At 64.6% G+C, this 20,772-nt stretch carries 19 protein-coding genes and 4 pseudogenes; 8 read left to right on the forward strand and 15 right to left on the reverse strand.

What is annotated here, in order from left to right; genetic code table 11:
- Positions 1-109: 109 nt before the first annotated feature.
- The 3 genes from ON29_RS11720 to ON29_RS11730 form a co-directional block, all read right to left on the reverse strand.
- The gene (locus ON29_RS11720; protein WP_040866237.1) at positions 110-817 is read right to left on the reverse strand and encodes a DUF8020 domain-containing protein; all 708 of its coding nucleotides are present in this window, start codon (positions 815-817) and stop codon (positions 110-112) included.
- A gap of 81 nt (positions 818-898) precedes the next feature.
- Complete coding sequence (locus tag ON29_RS11725) at positions 899-1,462, reverse strand: HpcH/HpaI aldolase family protein (RefSeq protein ID WP_157172750.1); 564 nt, start codon at positions 1,460-1,462, stop codon at positions 899-901.
- Between the two features lie 174 nt (positions 1,463-1,636).
- On the reverse strand, positions 1,637-2,923 hold the full coding sequence (locus ON29_RS11730) for an MFS transporter (protein WP_245548917.1): 1,287 nt from the start codon (positions 2,921-2,923) through the stop codon (positions 1,637-1,639).
- A gap of 761 nt (positions 2,924-3,684) precedes the next feature.
- On the opposite strand from ON29_RS11730, the pseudogene ON29_RS36990 reads away from it, so the two are divergent.
- Positions 3,685-4,296: pseudogene (locus ON29_RS36990) on the forward strand (ISL3 family transposase); the annotation flags it as partial.
- 379 nt (positions 4,297-4,675) lie between these two features.
- Positions 4,676-5,038: a transposase gene (locus tag ON29_RS36995; protein ID WP_245548916.1), complete on the forward strand. Its 363-nt coding sequence runs from the start codon at positions 4,676-4,678 to the stop codon at positions 5,036-5,038.
- A gap of 306 nt (positions 5,039-5,344) precedes the next feature.
- Here ON29_RS36995 and ON29_RS35750 read toward each other — a convergent pair whose 3' ends face one another.
- Positions 5,345-5,599 (reverse strand): hypothetical protein, encoded by a 255-nt coding sequence (locus ON29_RS35750; protein WP_156094773.1) that lies wholly within the window; start codon positions 5,597-5,599, stop codon positions 5,345-5,347.
- A gap of 573 nt (positions 5,600-6,172) precedes the next feature.
- On the opposite strand from ON29_RS35750, the gene ON29_RS11740 reads away from it, so the two are divergent.
- Complete coding sequence (locus ON29_RS11740; RefSeq protein WP_051175115.1) at positions 6,173-7,294, forward strand: alpha/beta hydrolase; 1,122 nt, start codon at positions 6,173-6,175, stop codon at positions 7,292-7,294.
- Between the two features lie 37 nt (positions 7,295-7,331).
- On the opposite strand, the gene ON29_RS11745 is transcribed toward ON29_RS11740, so the two are convergent.
- Complete coding sequence (locus ON29_RS11745; RefSeq protein WP_040866240.1) at positions 7,332-7,892, reverse strand: TetR/AcrR family transcriptional regulator; 561 nt, start codon at positions 7,890-7,892, stop codon at positions 7,332-7,334.
- Between the two features lie 487 nt (positions 7,893-8,379).
- Between ON29_RS11745 and ON29_RS34635 the strand changes: the two are divergent.
- Positions 8,380-8,502 (forward strand): annotated as a pseudogene (locus tag ON29_RS34635) (mycothiol transferase); the annotation flags it as partial.
- A gap of 15 nt (positions 8,503-8,517) precedes the next feature.
- On the opposite strand, the pseudogene ON29_RS34640 reads toward ON29_RS34635, so the two are convergent.
- Positions 8,518-8,796, reverse strand: a pseudogene (locus ON29_RS34640) (transposase); the annotation flags it as partial.
- A 71-nt stretch (positions 8,797-8,867) separates the two neighbouring features.
- Positions 8,868-9,014, reverse strand: a pseudogene (locus ON29_RS37730) (replication initiator); the annotation flags it as partial.
- A gap of 253 nt (positions 9,015-9,267) precedes the next feature.
- Between ON29_RS37730 and ON29_RS36390 the strand changes: the two are divergent.
- Positions 9,268-9,585, forward strand: a complete 318-nt coding sequence (locus ON29_RS36390; RefSeq protein ID WP_040866242.1) for a hypothetical protein — start codon at positions 9,268-9,270, stop codon at positions 9,583-9,585.
- Here the strand turns inward: ON29_RS36390 and ON29_RS37735 are convergent.
- The 7 genes from ON29_RS37735 to ON29_RS33800 all read right to left on the reverse strand — a co-directional run bounded on the left by ON29_RS37735 (position 9,497) and on the right by ON29_RS33800 (position 15,786).
- Positions 9,497-9,676: a carbohydrate-binding module family 14 protein gene (locus ON29_RS37735; protein ID WP_083863383.1), complete on the reverse strand. Its 180-nt coding sequence runs from the start codon at positions 9,674-9,676 to the stop codon at positions 9,497-9,499. The genes ON29_RS36390 and ON29_RS37735 overlap by 89 nt on opposite strands.
- A gap of 283 nt (positions 9,677-9,959) precedes the next feature.
- Positions 9,960-10,490, reverse strand: a complete 531-nt coding sequence (locus ON29_RS11760; RefSeq protein WP_040866243.1) for an RICIN domain-containing protein — start codon at positions 10,488-10,490, stop codon at positions 9,960-9,962.
- Between the two features lie 220 nt (positions 10,491-10,710).
- Entirely contained in the window at positions 10,711-11,016 is a 306-nt protein-coding gene (locus ON29_RS37740) for a DUF2199 domain-containing protein (protein ID WP_373283869.1), read from the reverse strand.
- The gene (locus ON29_RS37745) at positions 10,973-11,161 is read right to left on the reverse strand and encodes a DUF2199 domain-containing protein (protein ID WP_373283870.1); all 189 of its coding nucleotides are present in this window, start codon (positions 11,159-11,161) and stop codon (positions 10,973-10,975) included. The genes ON29_RS37740 and ON29_RS37745 overlap by 44 nt, the downstream gene beginning before the upstream one ends.
- Positions 11,162-11,336: 175 nt before the next feature.
- Positions 11,337-12,257, reverse strand: a complete 921-nt coding sequence (locus tag ON29_RS11765; protein ID WP_083863384.1) for a class I SAM-dependent methyltransferase — start codon at positions 12,255-12,257, stop codon at positions 11,337-11,339.
- 55 nt (positions 12,258-12,312) lie between these two features.
- On the reverse strand, positions 12,313-13,152 hold the full coding sequence (locus ON29_RS35755; protein WP_157172751.1) for a hypothetical protein: 840 nt from the start codon (positions 13,150-13,152) through the stop codon (positions 12,313-12,315).
- A 246-nt stretch (positions 13,153-13,398) separates the two neighbouring features.
- The gene (locus ON29_RS33800) at positions 13,399-15,786 is read right to left on the reverse strand and encodes a serine/threonine-protein kinase (RefSeq protein ID WP_157172752.1); all 2,388 of its coding nucleotides are present in this window, start codon (positions 15,784-15,786) and stop codon (positions 13,399-13,401) included.
- A gap of 777 nt (positions 15,787-16,563) precedes the next feature.
- Between ON29_RS33800 and ON29_RS36645 the strand changes: the two genes are divergently transcribed.
- From ON29_RS36645 to ON29_RS11790, 3 genes are all read left to right on the forward strand, one after another.
- Complete coding sequence (locus ON29_RS36645) at positions 16,564-16,995, forward strand: excalibur calcium-binding domain-containing protein (RefSeq protein WP_083863385.1); 432 nt, start codon at positions 16,564-16,566, stop codon at positions 16,993-16,995.
- Positions 16,996-17,901: 906 nt separating this feature from the next.
- Positions 17,902-19,413, forward strand: a complete 1,512-nt coding sequence (locus tag ON29_RS11785) for a DUF11 domain-containing protein (RefSeq protein WP_040866247.1) — start codon at positions 17,902-17,904, stop codon at positions 19,411-19,413.
- A 549-nt stretch (positions 19,414-19,962) separates the two neighbouring features.
- A complete protein-coding gene (locus ON29_RS11790; RefSeq protein ID WP_040866248.1) occupies positions 19,963-20,292 on the forward strand; it encodes an amidohydrolase family protein in 330 nt (109 codons plus the stop codon).
- Positions 20,293-20,318: 26 nt separating this feature from the next.
- Here the strand turns inward: ON29_RS11790 and ON29_RS11795 are convergent.
- Positions 20,319-20,772: NHL repeat-containing protein (locus ON29_RS11795; protein ID WP_505777166.1), on the reverse strand; the 454-nt coding region annotated here is incomplete at its 5' end.

Consider the following 20,772-nt stretch of genomic DNA (forward strand, 5'->3'; position numbering starts at 1 on the left):
GGCGACCGACCCGATCCGTGACCCTGGTGATCTGCTCGTCGTCAGCGGCCGCCTACCGGTGTGTTCTGGTCGGTGGAGGCGGCCGCTGTCGAATCGGGTGCGCGTGCGTCTACTTCGCGGGCGTGGTGAAGGGCTGGTTGATGGTGGTGAAGTACTGGATCGCCGCACCGATCGCGACCGGCGCGGTCACCAGGATCTGACCGGCCAGGGTGCCGAGGGCACCGACGGCGACGATGCCGCCCAGGCAACCGACGGCGGCGGCCGGGATGAACGGGCCGAACAAGCCGACGATGGTGGCCGCGGCGACCGTGGCTCCGGCGATGCCGCCGAGTACGCAGCCCGCCGCACCGCCGACCAGACCGCCGACCAGTGTGCCGATCGTGGCACCCGCGCTGATGGTGCTGGTCAGGCGCGCCCAGGCGGCCTGCTCACGGTCATACTGGGTCTTCCAGGGCGCCTGATCCTCATATGGCAACGCGACCGGATTGTAGGTCGCGTGTGCCATATCGAATTGGGGGCTCAGGGTCGCCGTGCGGTCGTTGATCTGCGCCGCGATGGGGAACTCGAAATCATCGACACGGAACCGCAATTCGGTGCCCGCGACGGTGGTCCCGTTGGCGGCTTCGATTTTGAAGATGCCGTCCTCGACGATCATGGTGCCGGCGTCGGTGCGGATTATGGCCTGGGTTTCGTTGCTGGAGGCCGCGTAATTGATGGCTTCGGCGGTTTCGGGGGCGGCGTGGCTGGTGCCTGCGGTGACGCCGAGGGCGCTGATCAGCCCGGCGGCGGTCAGGACGGCGCGGGTGGTGTTCCTCATCTTGGTGATTCCTTCTCAATCTATCGGGATGGTCCGGCCGGCACCGGATTCGGTTCGGTGCCGGCCGGTGGACCGCGGGGTTCAGCCGCGGAGATCGGTGAGGCCGCGGCGCAGCGCGGTGGCAGCGAGGACGCTCGTGTCGCCGCAACTGAATTGCGCGGACCCAGGCGTCACGCCAGTGCACGGCCCGTTCGGGGGACCGCACTGTGGCGCAGAACGGATCCGGTAGGCGATGCAGGCGGCATGGAGTCGGTCGACGGCGGAGGTGACCAGGGGTTGTCGCAATTCCCAAGGCACGCCGTAGCACAGGTCGGCGGGTCCGGGCAGCAGCACGTCGATACCGCCGCCGGTGAGGATGCCGTCGGTCTCGCCTCGTTCCAGGTCGAGCAGGGTGTGCTCGGTGTCGATGACGACGAAGTCGTATCCGGCGCAACCGATCATCCCAACCAGCGCAGGTGCGGGGGACGAGCAGAGCAGTCCCTGCACTGGCGTGTCTTTGACCAGGCGTTTTATGACCGTATCGGTGCGTATCATGATCGGTGCTCCGGTGCTGTCGTCACCGAGGAAGTGGAGGCCGGGCGGCGGGCGCACGAGGAAATCGTGGTCCGCGATGTTCCACGCATGGGTACCGGCGAGACCCAACACGATCCGGTACCCGGTGCACAGCGCTGCCGCCGGAATGTGGCGGGCCAGGACGTCTTTCGGTGTGCAGAGCTGCCCGCACACGGTCACGGCGGGACGGGTCGTGGTCGGCCGCGGCTACGGGTGCTGCCACTCGATGGGCAGCACCCATCACCGGCCCGACCAGTTCACAAGCCGTCAGTCCTGTCCGGATCCAACGATCACGCCCGCATGGTCAGCGGCGGGACTCACAGACCGCCTGGTGACCTTCATGGCCAGGACGAGCACCGCGGCCAGTGCCAGGACCAGTGCGTAGACACAGATCGCCGGTGTGAAGCTGCCGGTCGTGTCCTTGATCCAGCCGGTGACCTGCGGACCGAAATAGCCGCCGAGATTGCCCATACCGTTGATCACTCCGAATCCAGCGGCGAGAGCCACCCCTGTGAGGAAGCTCGACGGCATCGTTACGAAGATGCCCATCGAGCTGTAGAGGCCGATACCGGCAACGCAGAAGCCGATGATCGCGACGAGCGGGGTCTGGAAGAACACTGCCGCGATCGCGAACCCGAGTGCCGCGACACCGGCCGCGATCGCGAAGTGCACCGGCCGTTCGCCGCGGCGATCACTGTGCCGGGTCCACCAGAGCATCGGGCCGATTGCCAGGAGCGCTGGCAGCGCGGCTACCCAGCCTATTTGGGTGTTGGTCATGCCGAACTGCTTGTAGATCTGTGGCATCCAGATCTGGAAGCCGTTGAGGCTGAACGTGAAACAAATGAACACCGAGACCAGGAGGAGTACCCTGGGATGCACGAGGCCCTGCCAGAAACTGTGCGAGCCCGACTCGGATTCGGTTTCCGCCGCTTCTTCGTCGAGTTTCTTCGTGAGCCAGCCGCGTTCTTCGACGGTGAGGAATTCCGCTTCGGCGGGGGTATCGCGCAGTACCCGGAAGCATATGCCTGCCACGATCACCGCCGGAATACCTGTGAGGATGAAAACCCATCGCCAACCGGACAATCCGAGGACCCCGTCCATCTCCAGCAGGTGTGTGGTGATCGGTGTGCCGAGCCCGGAGATGCAGACGAAAGTCACGATCCACGACATCGAACGGCCGCGGTCCTGGCGCGGGAACCAGCGGGAGACGAGGTAGAGCATGCCGGGCGAGAATCCCGCCTCCGCGATGCCGAGCAGGAATCGGCACACAACCAGCGTTGTCGCGCCCTGCACGAACCCTGTAGCGATGGTGACGATCCCCCAGGTGATCATGATCCGGGTGATCCACCGCCGCGCTCCCACTTTGGTGAGGATGTAGTTGCTCGGCGGCTCGCAGATCGTGTAGCTCCAGAAGTAGATGCCGGCTGCGAAGCCGAACGTCGACGCGGAGATACCCAGTTCTTTGTTCATCGTCAGGCCGGCGACACCGATGTTCAGCCGGTCCAGGTACAGGACGATGTACGCCAACCCGACGACCGGCATGAACCGCAACATCACCTTACGGACCGTGCGGGCACCCACAGGGTCCCTGGCTTCCCCCTGCAAAATTTCCTGGCGCATGTTCCACCTCGTTATGCTTTCAGCGCATCCACTGTGATGCACGACACGGGAACAATGCGCGCCGCACTATGAGATTCCCAATCAGAAAGTCCCGATCATCGGAACTGCTACGACGGAGGCGCTGATTCCGCACGTCACCGGTCACTGCTCCGGCGGGGATTGGGGAGTCCTGCTGACCATCGATGCCTACCCGTTCTCAATCGAGAAAGCCCCGGACTGGGCTGGTTTTCTCGTCGGTGGGGAATTCTTGGCCATTGTCGCCGCGGCCGTCGCCGTCGGCACTCTCTCATCCGAGAACGCCGGCACCCGAACATTCGGTGGCGCGGTGAGCATGATTATCGGCGTCTGGTGTGTGCTCGTGGGAACCATTTCGCTCGGCCGAGTGGCTGTATGTGAAACGTCCGGCGAGCGTTATTGGACAGCGAGCCTTCCGACACGTTTGTTGGACGCCATCGCAGCGAGGTCGACCAGGAACTCCGCCCGGGATGGTCCTGTTGTCAACTCCGGCCCAACCGGATCTGGCACAGACTTCGTGATTGGCCCATTCGGGATGCGAAGAGGCGGTTGATAGTTCATCATGTCGCGGGTGTTCTGATCTTGCTTCGCCGAGGGTCCTGTTCCCGCATCTTGACGGTCTGCAGATCGAGGTGATCAGAGCGGCGGGTTCGACGGTGCGGATCGAGGCCGCTACCGGTGTGGATCCGGTTGGCTGCCCCGCCTGCGGGACGCCTTCCGGGCGAGTCCACAGCCGCTATCAGCGGCGGTTGTCCGACACCTCGATCACCGGCCGCGAGGTCCTGATCGAGCTGCGGGTCCGCAGGCTGTTCTGTGACAACTTCGATTGCGGCAAAACCACTTTCGCCGCTCCGATACCGCGGCTGGCGGCCAGGCACGCTCGCCGGACACTAATCTTGCAGCGGGCGTTGAGCGCGGTCGCGCCGGCACTGGGCGGCCGCGCTGGAGCGCGGCTGACCCGGCAGCTGGCCGCGACCGTGAGCTGGATGACGCCATTGCGCCAGATCCGGGCGTTGTCCGATCCGCTGTATTCGGTTCCGCAGGTGCTGGGCGTCGAGGACTTCGCCCTGCGTCGCGGGCACCATTACGGAACGATCCTGATAGATCTGCAGACCCGCCGCCCGATCGAGGTACTCGGCGATCGGACCGCCGAGACCCTCGCGGCGTGGTTGCGAGCCCACCCGGGCGTGGAGATCGTCTGCCGGGACCGAGCCGGTGCCTACGCCGAGGGCGCTGCCGCTGGAGCGCCACAGGCGCTGCAGGTGGCCGATCGATGGCATATCTGGCACAACCTCGGCGAAGTGGTCGAGCGCACCGTGGCACGTCACCGCGCCGACCTGGCCGCCGCGACCGCCGATCCCGAGCCACAGAACCGGCCCGACATCACCGAGATCGCCGCCGAAATACATTGCGGGCCTGTCGCGCCCGCTGCTGGTCCACAACCGCACCGGATACCGCATCAGCCTGCTCGAGGCATACAAACCCGACCTGCATCGACGGTGGAACGAGGGCTGAGCCAATGCAACTCAGCTATTCGAGGAGATCAGGGCACACGGCTATCGGGGCAGCGAGAAGATGGTGCGCAACTACCTGAAGCCCCTCCGCGCCCTTGCGCACATCCCGGCCCCGCCACCCAAGCCACCGACCGTTCGGAAAGTCGTCAGCTGGATCATGCCCAACCCCGACGCCCTCGCTCCCGAGCATCGGGCCCGCCTCGACGCGATCCTGGCCGCCAGCCCGCAACTTGCCGCGTTGACCGGGCATGTCCGCGATTTCGCCGAGATCATGGCCCAGCGGCGCGGGCGAGATCTCGAACAGTGGATGACCGCCGTCGACAACGATGACCAGCCAGCCCTGCACTCGTTCGTCCGAGGCTTGCGCCGCGACCAGGACGCGGTCACCGCCGGGCTGACCATGTCCTGGAGCAGCGGAACAGTCGAAGGGCACGTCAACCGCATCAAGATGCTCAAACGCCAGATGTACGGCCGCGCGAAAACCGACCTTCTCAGGAAACGAATTCTGTTGAGCGACTGAATATCCCGTCACGCGACATCACGAAATTTGTGACCGATCCAGCATTGGCGCGATGTTGACACCCCGTGCTACCGAGACGTTGGGAGGGGCTTTTGCCGACTATCCCTGGTTACGTCATGTGGTGGCCACCGAACGAGTGAGCGCGATGCAGCGGCTGTTGGTGGGACACGTCGGGTTGAAACACGGTTCTACCGGCGACTCGGCTTCGAAGTGACTGCCGAGGTGGCCGCGACGCACGGGCACCTGACCTTGCACCGCGTGCGCGTCTGTGGTCATGAAGCCCCAACCTTCGGGAGGTAGCCGGGTTCAAGAATGAGTCGGCGGAATATGGAAGCGCTCGTGATTGTGGAAGCGGCCGTGGTCATGAATGCAACTGGGGTCACTGACGCGCAACCCGTTGCGCACGCGCGTCTTCTCATCGATGCAAAAGCCGTCATCCCGAGTCGGCGGCGCCTCGGCAGTCGCCGTCACCGCGCTCGGCGCCCCGATCGCCGCGGCAATCAGCGCTACAACCAGGGTGCGGCGTACCGGCGCGGCAGTCGCGGGAATTGTTCGCCCCATTGGGTTCCTTCCGTTGCGGGATCTCACACCGTTCTATCAGCGCACGCAGCATGGCAACACCCGCCGATTCCAGGGGCGACTCGACGATCATCGACCACGGCCCCTTCCTCATCTACCGGTCAGATCCCGGTCCAGTACGGCGAGTTGGGCTCGCACCTGTGCGTACAGCGACGAATCTCGTTCCAGCGAAGCATGGATAGGCCGCCCACGTCGCGGCCGTCTACGGAGGCTATCCACCAGCCGAGGATGGCCGGGTCTCGAGATTTGAGGACGGCGGCGCGCAAGCGAGCACGGAGGGATTCGCGGACTCAGACGACGTCGGGTGCGCGGGAGGTGGGCAGGAGTTGGTCTCGACCGTGACCCATCTCTTCCGGCTCAACGGTGACCCATCCGAGTCCGACGGCGTCCGGCTGATGCGGATTACAGCGCAATTGGGGGGTTGAGTTGCCGCCAACGTGGATCAGTGACCCCGCCACCTTCTTGACTGACGCCCAAGAAGTCCTTACCGTAGCTGCGACCTGCTTCTTGGATGACGTCCAAGAAGCGTGGTGGTGAAGCGGGAGGACGCGAGTCATGGAAATGAGTGGGTCGGCCGATCGGCACGACGCGGTAGCGGTGCGGCGGCGTGAGGTCTCGTTCACCTCTGGCCAGGACGAGTGCGCGGCATGGCTGTACACCGCACCTGACCTGAACGGTCCGCGCCCGATGGTGATCATGGGGCACGGGCTGGGCGCGGTGCGGGAGATGCGCCTGGATTCCTACGCGCAGCGGTTCGCCGAGGCGGGGTGGTCGGTGCTGGTGTTCGACTACCGTCACCTCGGGGGCAGCGGCGGAGCGCCGCGCCAACTGCTCGATATCGGCCGCCAACGCGCCGATTGGCATGCCGCCCTGGCCTTCGTACGCACACTTCCGGAGGTTGATGTCGACCGGATCGCGCTGTGGGGCAGCTCTTTCGGCGGCGGACATGTCCTTCAGGTCGCCTCTGAAGACACCCGAATCGCGGCGGTCGTGGCCCAGTGCCCCTTCACCGACGGACCGGCGTCGCTGCGCTCGCGGATCCGGACCGGCCCGCTGAGCGTGGTAGCGCTGACCGTGGCAGGCATCCTCGACACGGTCGGTTCCTGGTTCGGCGCGAAGCCGATCCTGGTGCCGATGGCGGGGACGTCCTGGATGCCCGCGTTCGTGGCCTCACCCGACGCCCTCGCCGGTGCTTCGGCGCTCATGCCTGCGGGGACCCGGCTCTCGCGGCGCACCAGCGCGTTGTTGAAACGACTGCCGTCGGTGCGGGCTCAGGTGTCGAGGAACATCGAGCTGACCGAGATCGACGCAGGGGAAGAACCCGTGACCGGTGTCGGTCGCGACAGCGTATGGGGTGTACTGCGCGGCCCGGACGGTGAATTCGATGCCGCCAACGCCCTGGCCGCACGGCTGGTGCTGCACCTTCCGCTCGATCGGCCCGGTCGCGCGCTGGCTCGCTTCAGCACTCCGGCGCTGCTGTGTGTCTGCGACAACGACGCGGCCGCGCCCGCGAAGACCACGAAGCGTCGCGCGCAGGGCCTGGCACACGTGCACGTCCAGAACTACCCGTGCGACCACTTCGGCATCTACCTGGGCCAGCACTTCGAGCGCGCCGTGCGTGACCAAATCTATTTTCTGGCAACACAATTCGACAATACCGCACACCACACGCAGTAGGTCGCCCGTGGCTCGTGGACGGGCGGAGAGCAGGCACTCAGTCGGCGGCTGCGGCAAGACTGCGAGCGCTGTTCAGCAACGTCTCGATCACCGCGCGCCGCTGGTCCTGCTCCGTCGGATGCGTCAGCAACCCCTCGACAACGAAAACGCCGATCGCGACCAGCGGATCCACTTCGTCAGCGGGCACGCCGAGCTCGATCAGCTCTGCCCGGAACAATCCCTCGGCCAGCGCGTGGAACTGCTCGTGCCACTCCCGGATGGCCGGGGACTCCGCGGCGCGCGTGTGTACCGTGCTCACCAACCGGCCCAGCTGCTCCAGTTCCCCGACCAGCCACAACAGCCGATCAGCCAGGCTCGAGTCCAGAATGTCGCTGTAGGAGGCCATCGAGTCGGCCAGCACCGCGTCCAGGACCGCGATCAAGACCGCGTCCTTGTCCTGGAAGTACCAGTACAGCGTGTTCGAGACCACTCCGGCGTCGCGGGCGATCCGCGCCATCGACGCCGCCTCGTATCCCTCCTCGACGAACAACCGCCGAGCAGCCACCACGATCTCGGCACGCTTCTCTTCCCGATCCTGCGGACGTCTGTTGCGAGGCATCTCCAGTCCTGACCTAGTCCCGGTCCCGATGCTATCTTGACCAGCCCCCAAGAACCCCCTGTGAGGGAACAGTCATGCAGACCGGTCCGGTGAACATCCTCAAACGCCGCTGATCGGCTCGCCTGGAAATCGCTGACCAGTGTCGGCAAACGATCGTCTGCCGACACATTCGACACTCACCCCGAAACCCTCCGGAATCGTGTCGGCATGTGTGACTCGCGGCGGAAAGTGGCGGTGTTCTCGCACGGATGGCGTACCGATGTCGACCGCGGCTGGATGGGTCGCGGCGACGGCCCGTTTATCGTGTGCCGCTTGCAGTGTCATTGCTGGAGAAGTCGTCGAAACCGCCCGCAGCACCCTCGTCATCGGCGTCACCTGACAGCGCGCAACACGCTGCCGCCGATGATGTCTCGCGGATATTCGTATACAGACACGATGACCCGAAAACCGGTAGGGAACGTCAGGTGCCCCTGGCACAGTGCTCGATATGACCGACTCCGAAGTCAAGGCGGACCTGCACCGCTACCTGCGCTATGCCCGCGAAGCCATGTTGTGGAAGCTCGACGGCCTGTCCGAGTACGACGTTCGCCGGCCGATGACTCCTTTCGGTTGTTGACTCGGGTTGGTTGCGGCCGGCGGACAGGCGTCCGTCGAAGGTGATCTCGAATGCGTTCAGGGCGGCTTTCCAGCGGTTGGACCAGCGTTGGCGGGCAGTGCCGGTGGGGTCGAGGCTCATGATGGCCAGGTAGACGCATTTCAGGGCGGCGGCCTCGGTCGGGAAGTGGCCGCGGGCCTTGACCGCGCGGCGGATGCGGGCGTTGACCGACTCGATGGCGTTGGTGGTGTAGATGACCTGGCCAATTGCGTTGTCGAACTGGAGGAAGGGCACGAATTCCGCCCACGCTCTTGCAGCGGCCCGGCTGGGTCTTGGCGGTGGCGCCTGTGGGGACGATGCCGTAACGCAGCCACACCCCGCAGCGGGGCGAGCGCGACCGACTTCGTGAGGTACTTGGTCAGATAGCGGACCTTCTCATCAGCTTGCGGTGTGCCGCCGAGGATGCCCTTGGAATCGACCTGGACACCGAACCGGACCACGTGCGCGGGCTCCCGAGAACGCACCACGGATACTGCCTCGGATTCGGGGACAATTGGGTGAGGTCGTGGGGCACACCCGTACAAGGTTGGCGTGCGACCGCTCCTTGAGGTTCCGGCTTATATGAATGGCACCGGTTGGGCGTGCTGGACGCGGGCTCGCTGCCAGGGATATCTGTTCGGGTTGTTCGGCGTGTGGTGGCCGAAATCCTGCTGCCGCCAATGTTGCTTGGTTTCCCGACCCGGGTGGCCTGAGCAGCTGGCACGGTTCCAGTCCGCGCCGATGGAGGCGTTCAAGCATGTGGTGGACGAGGACGTCGCTGTCGCGCTCGACCGCAACTCCGACCTCGCCGGTGTTGCCGAGCTGGCGGGCGGCGCGCTCGGGGTCGTCGAAGGCGTGATCGACCGCGAGGAACTCCTCATTCCACACGAACTGTTCCTCGTAGTCCCGCAGCACTTGACTAGTGTCGTTGACCCCAGCGCCAGTTATCGCAGGCGCGTTGGTCACGGGTCTATACGCATTGCCCCTGTTCAGGGTCGAATTGGGTGCCTGGCGGGCAATTGCGCTCGTAGGCGTTTGCACGTGCGACGCACGACATGAACTTGGTGGTGTCGCCGGTCGGATGGGGGTAGTTGCCGTCATCCTTGCTCGAACAGTCGTACCAGTCGACCAAGCGATCCTCGTCAGGCATAGTAGGTGTCCCTTCTCGGTGCTGGTGTGGGATTCCAGCTCTTTTTCAGTGTCCGCGTTCATAATTCGCGTACGTTCTTCACCGTCGACCCGATCAGGTCCTCGGTCGACCACTTCTGACGCACGCCCGGCGACAGGAGACGAATCAGCCTGCGCGCGAAGCTACTTTGCGGCTCGGGCCGGCTTCAGGATTCCGGGGCCGAGTAAGGCGTCGGCCGAAGGTGCGTGTGAGATCCGGCTCGTCGGTCAGCGGTGTGCCCCGCACGGGCCTGCGGGTTTGCTCCCTACGCTCCAGCGGGCGGGGTGGCGGGCTCTGAAGCGGTGGCGGGGGAGCCGTTGATGTGGGTGCTGCGGATGCCGGTGGAGCCGTCGGCTTGTCCGTGCAGGTTGAATGATTCGGGATATTTGCCTTCGTATGGCCTTGCGTAGACCTTGTTGGTGCCCGTCGCGGCAAGTGCGATGTTGTGGTCGTACTTACAGCGGATGCTCGTGGATCCGTAGCCGTTGTTTATCCCTACGAAGGTGAAGCTCTGGTCCCGGCTGCCATCGTAGGGCCGCACGTTCACACCGTTGGCGGTCATGCCGAGGGCCAGGTCGTAGTACTTACAGCGGATACCCTTCGAGCCGTCGGCTTGGTCGACGACGTTGAAGCTCTGCTCCTGCGTACCGTCGTACGGCCTGGCGGTCACACGGCCCTCACGCGTGATACCGAGAGTCAACCGGAGTTGAGGATTGCCCGGTGTGGAGGCGTCACCGGCATCAGTGGGAATGATTTCGTGCTCGCCGGCTTCCAGATCAGGTGTGGCGTTTGACATGGCTTGTCTCCTTCATTCGGTCGCGCGCAAGGTCCCACCGGCCCCCGCTCGGTCACGGTCTACAAGAAGCTCTCTGCTACCAGGGTATTTTGAGGGGACGTGTCCCGTTGCTGATACCGCGAATCCCCTGCCCGCCTCGGCTGCGGCGGGGGACTTCGACGCGACATGCCCGTGGAAGGCCGGTGAACTCGGTATCAGTCCTTTCCCGGCCATCAGGGCGTCATCCGCCTGCTCCAGCGTCCTGACGGGCAGTTGACAGTCGAGCTGCGGTCGTTTCCGGACCATCGAGCTGCATCCTCCGGCTCCGAACCGGATCCCGCAGCGGTCGTCGATCTCGAGGGTGCCGCAGCCGTTCGGCTATGGCTTGCACGCGGGCGAGGGTGATGCCGGTTCGCTGTTCCACCGCCAAGGGGTGGTCGGCGGGTTCCAGTTCCACTGTCGGGCGAACACCGACGGGCTGGCTGTGCGCTTGGTCTTCAAGTTCAGGGTCGTCGGTTGGTAGGTGGGCAGTTCGGTGGACAGCCAGCCGAAATAGGGGGCTCCTGCTCTCGCTGAGGGCTGGTCCACAACTCCGTCGCGCGGGCGAAGTTGGGCTGGCTCAGTGAAACCCATACTTCCCATTCGAAGTCGTTGTCCGAGTCCACGACGGGCGGGATCAGGCGAGCCCGGATGAAGTGTTCGACTGCGCGTCGCGATCACCACCTGTCACCAACCGCCGGGTTGCCGGTCGCGCCGCTCGGAGGCCGCGGCGCCGGCCGGGGTGAGCTGGAAATACTAGGCCAAGCTCGAACGCGGCCTTGGGCGGCCTACCCGCCGCGATGATGGTTCGCACGGCTGCGGAAAACCTCATTCGGATCGGGCCGCGTCGCCATGCGGTTCAGGACGGCGGGCGACGAAATTGGCGATATAGGGGGCAGAGTGGGAGTCGAGCTCGTCCGCGCAGTCGGCAAGAGCTTCGTGCATGAGCGCGATGCGCTTGCCGATCGGTACGTTCATCAGCGCCGGCAGAAAGGTGACTCGCGATCCGTGACTATAGAAACCATCGAGTGTGAAGCGAAATGCTTGACTAGGAGTCAATGGTAATGGCCAAGCCTCGATCTCGATGTCGACGAATCCGGCCGCTTGCAGCTCCGCTGCTTCCCATGCCGTATCCGTGAACTGACCGGATGACTCATCGTTCCGTATACCGGGATCGATACCATGACGCACAACGGTAGATTTGAGCTGGTCGACATAAATCTGGCCGAATTTATTGTATTCGGTTCCCGCAATTCTGATCTCACCGAGATATTTGGTCATGTTGAATGCCCATCTACCGCCGGTTCCGAGAACGTCGAATACGGCGCGGTGGAGAGACGGCCTGTCGTGAAAGGTGTAGTAGTAGGTGAAACTGGAAAAAACCGCATCACAGCCGAGGAACCCCTCCTCTTCTGCGATCGAACGGATCCCCTCCGCCTCGCCCCTATGGAACGTGATCGGACATGAATAGGCTCTCTCGCGCGCGCGCTCGAGCATCGGGATGCTCGGATCAATGGCTAGCATATGGCCCCGCCTCCCGACCCTGTGGGACAGAATCTCGGTAGAGAAGCCGCTGCCTGCGCCCAGATCGATGACCACATCACCACGAGAGATTCCCGAAATCGTCATCAGCCGTTCGGCGGCAGTCGAATAGAGTTGCCCATATTCCTCATTGAGGTGCTCGTACCGGGCTGCGTAGCCGGCAGGCAGGGAGTTCCAATCGAATACCCGAGATCCCCTGTTTCGCATATCACCCCTACGGTATCGTAGCCGACTTCCGGTACGGCCGGAATGCTCGTGAAACTTATTTCAGTCGGCCGATCATGGATTGGGCGAATCCGGTAACCAGCGCGGCAAGGCCGAAGGTTATGACGCCCGTGAGCACATTGGTCGCGAATGCGGCAGGAATGGCGATGACAGCGCCACCCGCAATCGCGATGACCGGCTCGATCGCCGACGACCAGATTCGGTACGTCACGCAGCCGCTGATTGTCTGACCTTGCCGCGGCTCCCAGCTCGTGTACGAGTACACCGCACGCCCGTCGATCTCCGCAGTGCGTTCGAAGGCATGTAGCGAGGTTTCATTGCTGTCGACGCTCAGGCTCGCCCCTCTCGGAAAACCGAGTTTGGTCTCGAAATAGTTGGTGCGAGATACGAAAGTATACGTCCAGACGAAGGTATGACTCGTAGCGAATAGACCACGGCGCGTTATGTCTATCGAATTCTCGAGTGAGTAGCCGAATGCCAACTCTATAATGCTTCCCGCTGCGCAGTCCGTCAGATCGAAAACAACGGTGGTGCAGGCGACATCGGTCGATATCTCCGCTTGCTCGATCCGGTACGCCAGAGGATTGGGCAGTACTCGAATATCGAGGGCGAACGGCGGCCGGCGCGGCGGATGGGGAATACGCCAACGATATTCTGGCGTTCCTCCTTGCAGATCACCCAGGCGGAGTACGACGCGGATCCTTCTGGTGAGGTCGCCGGTCTCCGACAGGTCGCTGTCGAAAACAACGGCGACCAACTGATGAGGAGAGGGCGTGGCGTCACCGAATGCCATATCTTGCTCGCGCAACTGGCGGTAGATCGCACGCTCATTGGCTTGTCGCCTTTGAGCGGGCCGTGAGTGTTCGCTACTCGCCATCGGTCCCCCGCCTACCTCGAGATGAGCTACAGCTCGCACAGTCTTGGCAGTCCGATCATAGCCAAGCGTCCGGCGAAACAACCCCGTCCTGGAGGGCTGAATCGTTGGCAACGCAGGGTGCCCCTCGGAGGCTCAGCTCATCGCGATCGGAAGTTGCCAACCGTCCGAGCCAGCGGGCACGGTTGAGGGTGTATGGCATGCAGGATTGCCGGTCGACGCGCGGGGTCGGCCGGGCACCTCATCGGATCAGAAGAGCCTCAGGTTTCCGACATAGACCTTGCCGCCGATCGCCACAGGTGTGTACTCGCTCGTGATCCCCCAGACTTCACCGTCGCGGCTCCACACCGCGAGTGAGTCGCCCGAATGGGCCGACTCGGCGCTGACGGCGATCCGGCTGCCGTCGGTGCCGAGCTGGGTGCCTTTCGGTACGAAACCGGGGATCACGTACTCACCGGTATAGGCGTCTACCACACGGCCCGAATCGGAGGTGAGGATCAGGGTTCCGATGCCGCGCAACAGGAGTCGCTCGGGCCTGTTGTCGGCGCCGAATGACTGCTTCTGCCACAGGATGGTCCCGGTGCGTGGACTGATCCCCGCGTAGGTCGTTCTATTACCCTGAGTCTGAATGGCGGTCGGCACCGAAGTCTCCGCCGCCGACCCGACCAGCGCTGTCGGGCGCTCACTGGGTCGCCAGCCCTTCGGTAGATCCGCTGTCTTGGTGCCGTTCCGGTCGTAGATCCCGGTCGGTGACCGGCCGTCGGCGACGACGAATCCGTCGATGAAGACGTTCCAGTCCTCGTCACCGATCTCCTCGACCGAGTCGCGGCGGAACACCTCTTGGCCGTCTTCGAGCCGGATCACGCGAAACTCCCACTTCGACAACGGTTCCGAGGGGTCGGGTGCGGACTTGACCACGGCCAGACGGACCGAGTCGAAGACTTCGATCGAATGGAGTGGTTGCGCCGACCGCGGACGCGGGTTGGCATCGGTCCAGCGGATCGCCGGGAGTTCCCGGCCGTCCTCACCGATCGATCGCAGTGACGGCGGTTGAGACACATCCGCCCTGTCCACGAAGACGAAACGCCCACCCGCGGCGGTCAAGCTTTCGATTTGGCCCATAGCGGGAAAGGTGTCGATGATCCGGCTCGCCTCGAGGTCGACGACCACCACAGCATCGGAGGGTGCCGACGAACTGTCGAGGTGACAGGCGGCAGCCGAATGATTTGCGCTGACGACACAGCGGTTGAGGCTTCGTTGGCTCGTGTCCACCACGATGGGCTCGGTGCCGGCCCGGAGCCGACCGGTATTCGCATCGATTATGTCGAGGTACTGGATGCGGTTCGCGTCGGGCGAGCGGACTCTGCGGCCGAAGATGACGATGTCGGAATCTCCGCCGAGCGCTGACGTGCCGTTCGGCTGGGAGCCGGGAGGGCCGGGAATATCCTGCAATGTCCAGACCGCGGTGTCGGGGCGCTTGTCGAGCGACGGCAGAATCGGCGTCACGGGTTGACGAGGCAGCCGCGCGGCTTCCTCCGCACCCGCGTCGTGCATGAATGCCCGCACCCCCAGCAAGCCGACGACAACCAGTGCCACCGTGACCACCATTGCTCCGATGAGGCGAGGAGTATTGCGACGCTGAGCGTTTCGTGAACCCGTTCCCACGGGACCCGGCGGCATCGGCGGGGCCGGATGATGCGGTCCGGGGCCGAGAAGGGACGGTCGGACGACGGTGGCTGCGTAGCGGTCGGCCGCCACCGCGGTCGGTGCCGCCGTTGCGGCTGACGATTGTCGGTGCGTCGCGGGCGTGGCGAGAGCGTGACCGAGGGCGGTCGCGAAATCCTTGCTGGTGGGAAAGCGATGCTCCGGACTCTTCGCCATCGCCCGTGCGATCACCGAATCGACGTGCGGCGCGAGATCGGGCCGATGCTCTCGCACACTGGGAACGGGCTGCTGGGCGTGAGCCATGATCACCGCGACGGGGTTGGTGCCGGTGAACGGCTGCGCGCCGGTGAGCAGATGAAAGGCGGTGGCGGCCAGTGAATACTGGTCGGATCGCGGCTCGACGGGCAGCCCCCGCATCTGTTCAGGGGACGCGTACGCGATGGTGCCGAGGGTCAGACCCGTTCCGGTGAGATCGGAGTTCTCCGGTCCCATTCGTGCGATCCCGAAATCGGTCAGCAGGTAGTGGCCGGTCCTGGCGAGCAGAATGTTGGCGGGTTTCACATCTCGATGGATCAACCCCCGAGCACCCGCGTAGTCGAGCGCATCGGCTACCTCCATGATCGCACGTGCCACCTCGGTGCCGGGCAACCCGCCCGGCGAGGAGGTGAGCGACGCCGATAAATCGATGCCGTCGATCAGCTCCAACGCGATCCACAACCGCCCGTCGGATTCCCCACGGTCGTGGACGCTGACGATGCCGGGATGCGACAGGGATGCGGCGAGGTCGGCCTCGCGCTCGAAGCGGCGGCGGTACGAGTCATCGCGAGTGAACTGCGCGGCAAGTACCTTCACCGCGTCGGAGCGAGGCAGCCGTGGATGGCGGGCGACATAAACCTCGCCCATGCCGCCGACGCCGAGAAGGCGTTCGATGGTGTATCCGGCGAACACCGACCCCAACTCCAATGCGGCCAACGTTCGATACCTCCGATACGCGATGGTGAGTCGACCACACCGTAACCCGACCACGTCGGCAACTCTGCGGACCGGTCACACGGGTCGAACACTTGGCCGGTCAAGACAGCCACCACACTCGACGTGCTCTCCGACGACCCCTGCCACGACGACGAGTACGGGCTGCTGCTGGGCACGATCTCCCTTGCACATTCGGATGCCCTGGCGGTACCCCAGCCCGCATCACGTGCCGGTCGTACCCAACCTCGCTCAACCCAGCCACTGCACGTGCAGCATGCGCACGGTGCGTCGAGGTCGTCGATCAGATAGATGACGTGCCCGGTGCCGGCGGGTGTCCAACCCTCGTCGTTCCATCCGGATTCCACGCGAATCTGGCTCGGCCCGACATCCCCGACTGAGATGGACACTGACCATGCCTGCCCGGCTCCGCCCGTTGTGAGTCTCCAGCACAGCAACTTCCGAGGTACCAGGTGTGCGGAATCTCGCCGTCGAAAAGAAGGACTACGAAGGGCGGCGCGGTCGGATTGGCCGGACCACCGACGTTCGGGCCGAGGCGAACCACAGGGTCGTTGGATACCGGAAACACAAGTCGGGCCGCTTCCGATAAGGCTGGCAGTTCCCGAGCTGCACACCACGCAGAACCCGTGGGACGAAACCGAAGTCGACAACGCCAGGCGCAATGCCATGGCGGTGCGTCATGACTGCACGTCACCCTGTCCGTCGTCGCGGCGGCATGCACCTGCACTCGGACGTACACCCCTACCTCGGAAAGAGACCATGACATCAACACGGCGACATGCTGCCGCCCTCCTTTCGTGCGCGGCAGTGACGCTCACAGCCGCCGCTTGCGGTGCCGAAACCGCGTCAACACCAACCACCACAACACCGGTCACGACATCAGTCGTGTCCGCCGGTCACACGACACTCCTGCCGCCGACAACCACAGCCTCACCATCACCGCCGACCACGCTGGAAACGACCATCACCTCCACCTCGCCGCCGGCTGCGGTCGCGCCTGCCCCGCCCGCGGCAGTGGTACCGACACCTCCGGCGGCAGTCGTGCCGGTGCCACCGCGACCGGCAGCTCCCAGCGTCTACTACTCCAACTGCGCCGCCGCCAAGGCCGCGGGTGCCGCGCCGCTACGGCGGGGAGAACCCGGCTACAGATCAGAGCTGGACCGCGACAAGGACGGCGTCGCCTGCGAATAAGGCACCAACACGGCGAGACTGTTCCTCACCCGTGAATTTGCTTGCGCCGTCGTGGCCAAAGCCTTGGCCCACCATCACCTCGACGGAAGGAATCCGACCCGCCTGAGCCGACATCAACGGAAACGGCCGAGTCGCAGACTGTCGGGTACGGCAATGGTCACGATCCGGACTGCACGGGCTCGAATATCCATTCCTGCGACAACGGCACGGGCGCTGTCGCCTTCTGTAACGCAACCGGGCTGATATCAAGAACGAACCAGACACTGTCCTTGGTCCAGTTCTGGGTGCTGCGGATCCCATGTTGCCCTGTGTCGGATGAGATCGTGATGCAGCGAACGGCATCCCCCTTCGCGAGTGGGAGACGAGCGACCAGCGGTTTGTCACGAACTACGCTCTACGACTGTCGGCGCACATTCGGGCCGACCGAACGCCCAGAGATGAAGCACTACACATGCCGGAGCGCGTATTCGGTTGTACCGCCTGCCTTCTCATTCTTTTCCGTTTCGGAAGACCTTGCCGATGGCCATCGTGACGGCACCTGCCCGTGCGACGGCGGGCTTCGAGGTTCGCGGATCTCTTCGAGGGCCTGCCAGTCGGCCTTCACGCTGCCGGACTCGCGACCCTGGACGAGCTGGATGATCGCTCGACCGGCAGAACCACACGCACTCTCGGCAGGACCGTTATCAAGAAGAAATCCCAAGTGAGTGAAGTTCGCCGTGGCTGCGCCGGTTCACTCGAAAAAGGTGAATCGGTCGCGCTCGGATGTTCCTACAGTCGACTGTGTGACGCTTGGCTGTTCGGCCAGGAGCCGCATCGGTAGACCGGGCTTCGCTGGATCCGCGGCGGAGCCGATCCGCGTGGCGAAATCGCTCATCTCATGGCACGTCCGGCCCAGAGGAGGATTCTATGACGACGTATGCACCGGTCACCATCCAGCAGGCACAGTTCCCGATCATCGAATCGTTCACCCAGGACACCGTGACCAACCCGCACTGGCAACTGCTGGGCAGCGCGCGACTGCACGACGGCAGCCTGGAACTCACCCCCAACGCCAATTCCAAAGCCGGGACGGCATTCCTCGATCAGCCGTTCTCCTCCACGCTCGGAGTCACCATCGACTTCGACTACTCCTGCGAGGGAGCAGCCTCGCTCGGCGACGGCTTCAGCGTCTACGTCATCGACGGAGCACACACCACCCAGCCCGGTGGCATCGGCGCCGCACTCGGCTACTCCATCACGAAAACGGGATCGGGGCAGATCACCGCGCCGGGAGTCACCGCCGGGATCGTGGGCGTCGGCTTCGACAACTACGGGAACTTCGCCACATCGCTGGCCGGTTCCGGAGGAGGTTCGCAACGGCCCAACACCGTCGGTGTGCGCGGAGCCGGCAATCTTCGAGAAGGGTTCGGCTGGCTCACCGGCGTTCAGGTGCCAGGTGGATTCCGCGCCGACTGGGAGCGCGGCGCCCACATCCAGGTCTCCATCGTCGGCGGTCGGCTCACCGTTCGCCACGCCGACAAAGCCAACCCGAACGGCACCCTGCTGATCGACAACTTCGATCTCACCGGCGCCGACGGTCAGCCGCCTCTGCCCGAAACCTTCAAACTGGGCTTCGCGGCCGGGACCGGTGCCGCGACCGCCTACCACCGGATCAGGAACCTCAAGGTGACCCTGCCCGCGGAAATGCCTCTGGAGATCAGCGGCCCGCAGACAGCGCAGTCGGGACATCGGATCGCCTACACCATCGGTGTGCAGAATCTCGGCCCCAACGACGCCCCCGACGCCGTGCTGGACGCCGCCGTCCCGACAGAGCTGACCGATCTGGAACTGACCTGCCAGGCCGAGAACGGGGCCGTGTGCGGCACCGGTTCGGTCCGCGACGGCTTACACATGCCGATCGACCTGCCCAAGGGCAGCAAGGCGACCATCACCCTGTCCGGCACCATCGACCCGCAGTACGAGGGCCGACTCACCTGCACCAGCCTCATCACCTCACCCTCGCGCGCCAATACCGCCGAACGGCACTCCGGCTCGGTCACCACCGAGGTCGCTCGGCCGCCCGTTACCGTCTCCCCCGTGATCGTCGGGCAGTGGCCCCAGACGTGGCCCGAGGACGCGACGGGGTGGATCATCAGCTACGACCTCACTCTGGCCGCCCACGCCCAGCGGGTGGTGTGGTGGGAGATCCGCTTCGACGTCCCGCCACGAACCCGCATCAATCCCCAGCAGAGTCAGTGGTACAAGGTGCTCGAGGACGGCACCGACGGATCGGTCGTCATCGCCACACCGGATGACACCCACACCATCGAACCCGGAACACCTTTGACCGTGGCCGTGCAACTGCTCTACCCATCCCAGCACGAAGCCGGTGACGGCACCCTGCGCAACCTCCACGCCACCGAGGTGACCCGGCCATAGCCCGTTCTCCAACCCACTCACTCGCCAGGTCGCGGCGTTCCAGTGACGGTAGGACCCGGCCCTTCCGACAATCGGCACGCAAGATGCGGGTGCACCGGCAAGGTGCACCCGCACTAAGCGCGTCGAGTGTTCTGCATTCATTCGTCGAGGTCGGGCCTGGTGCTGGCCGCGCGCCTGCGCCCGGAGTTGAAACTGAACCCGCCCCACCTGTCCCAGCCCGACTCCGTGGACCTCCGGTCCGGTCCCGGCACGCCTGATGCGATTCGACATCCGCATGTCCGCACAAACACTGCTCATCGAGGAGGGCAGGATCGTCGGAGTCGGGCAGGATTTGCAGGCCGACGCCCAAGTGCTCGATGTGCGGGCAAGATCGTCGTCCCGGCTTCGTGAACTCCCATCACCACATGTTCCAGACCGCTTTGCGCTCCTACTGGGCCGATGCCCTCGACCTGGACTATTTCATGCAATCGCGGGCCGGAGCCGACGCGCTGTTCCACCAGTACACCCCCGAAGACGTCTACTGGGGACAATTCGGTGGGGCACTGGAGAATGGCAACACTCGGCGGAGCCGAAGGCGCGCACCTCGACCATCTGGTCGGATCTCTCACCCCGGGCAAGCGGGCCGACGTCATCACACTCGACACCCGGACACTCAACGCCGGACCGGTCGATCACGCGGCGGGCGCCGTCGTCCAGCACATGGACACCAGCAACGTCGACACCGTGATCGTCGACGGGCGCATCGTCAAGCGCGGGGGCCGACTACTCGGCGTGGACATCGAAGAAGTGCTGCAACAACTCGAACGGTCGGCCACCGGGCTCATCAATCGCTCCCGAGCCACCGCCATCCTCTTCACGGGATGCCGGCACCTGCCATGACATTCGACGTGCCATGATCCGGGTGTTCAGCCGACCGGGAGTTTCACCACCGGATCGGGGCCCAGGTCGGTGACGTATACGTTGCCCGCAGCGTCGACCGCCACCCCCTGGGGATTCTTCAGGCCGGTGAACGGCAGCGGCGTCGGCGTCGACGCGCCCGCCGCCAACCTCACCACCCATTTGTTACCCCAGTCGACGACGTACAGGTCTCCCGCCCCGTCGACGGCCAGACCCTGGGGATCTTTGAGCCCGACGAATGGCAACGTGGTCGGCGCCGACGCGCCCGGCGACAACATCAACACCCGCTCGGTACCCAATTCGGTGACATATACGTTGCCCGCAGCGTCGACCGCCACCCCCTGGGGATCTCGCAGCCCCGTGAACGGCAGCGGCGTCGGTACCGACGCGCCCGCCGACAACCTCAACACCCGATCGATTACCCCAGTCGGCGACGTACACGTCTCCCGCCCGTCGACGGCC

Source organism: Nocardia exalbida NBRC 100660, assembly GCF_000308575.1.
GTDB lineage: Bacteria > Actinomycetota > Actinomycetes > Mycobacteriales > Mycobacteriaceae > Nocardia > Nocardia exalbida.

Bases quoted from the DNA above. Each gene is read 5' to 3' on its own strand.
- ON29_RS11720 (WP_040866237.1), bottom strand. From the start codon at position 817: ATGAGGAACACCACCCGCGCCGTCCTGACCGCCGCCGGGCTGATCAGC.
- ON29_RS11730 (WP_245548917.1), bottom strand. From the start codon at position 2,923: ATGTTGCGGTTCATGCCGGTCGTCGGGTTGGCGTACATCGTCCTGTAC.
- ON29_RS36995 (WP_245548916.1), top strand. From the start codon at position 4,676: ATGCCCAACCCCGACGCCCTCGCTCCCGAGCATCGGGCCCGCCTCGAC.
- ON29_RS35750 (WP_156094773.1), bottom strand. From the start codon at position 5,599: ATGGGGCGAACAATTCCCGCGACTGCCGCGCCGGTACGCCGCACCCTG.
- ON29_RS11740 (WP_051175115.1), top strand. From the start codon at position 6,173: ATGGAAATGAGTGGGTCGGCCGATCGGCACGACGCGGTAGCGGTGCGG.
- ON29_RS11745 (WP_040866240.1), bottom strand. From the start codon at position 7,892: ATGCCTCGCAACAGACGTCCGCAGGATCGGGAAGAGAAGCGTGCCGAG.
- ON29_RS36390 (WP_040866242.1), top strand. From the start codon at position 9,268: ATGGAGGCGTTCAAGCATGTGGTGGACGAGGACGTCGCTGTCGCGCTC.
- ON29_RS37735 (WP_083863383.1), bottom strand. From the start codon at position 9,676: ATGCCTGACGAGGATCGCTTGGTCGACTGGTACGACTGTTCGAGCAAG.
- ON29_RS11760 (WP_040866243.1), bottom strand. From the start codon at position 10,490: ATGTCAAACGCCACACCTGATCTGGAAGCCGGCGAGCACGAAATCATT.
- ON29_RS11765 (WP_083863384.1), bottom strand. From the start codon at position 12,257: ATGCGAAACAGGGGATCTCGGGTATTCGATTGGAACTCCCTGCCTGCC.
- ON29_RS35755 (WP_157172751.1), bottom strand. From the start codon at position 13,152: ATGGCGAGTAGCGAACACTCACGGCCCGCTCAAAGGCGACAAGCCAAT.
- ON29_RS36645 (WP_083863385.1), top strand. From the start codon at position 16,564: ATGACATCAACACGGCGACATGCTGCCGCCCTCCTTTCGTGCGCGGCA.
- ON29_RS11785 (WP_040866247.1), top strand. From the start codon at position 17,902: ATGACGACGTATGCACCGGTCACCATCCAGCAGGCACAGTTCCCGATC.
- ON29_RS11790 (WP_040866248.1), top strand. From the start codon at position 19,963: ATGGCAACACTCGGCGGAGCCGAAGGCGCGCACCTCGACCATCTGGTC.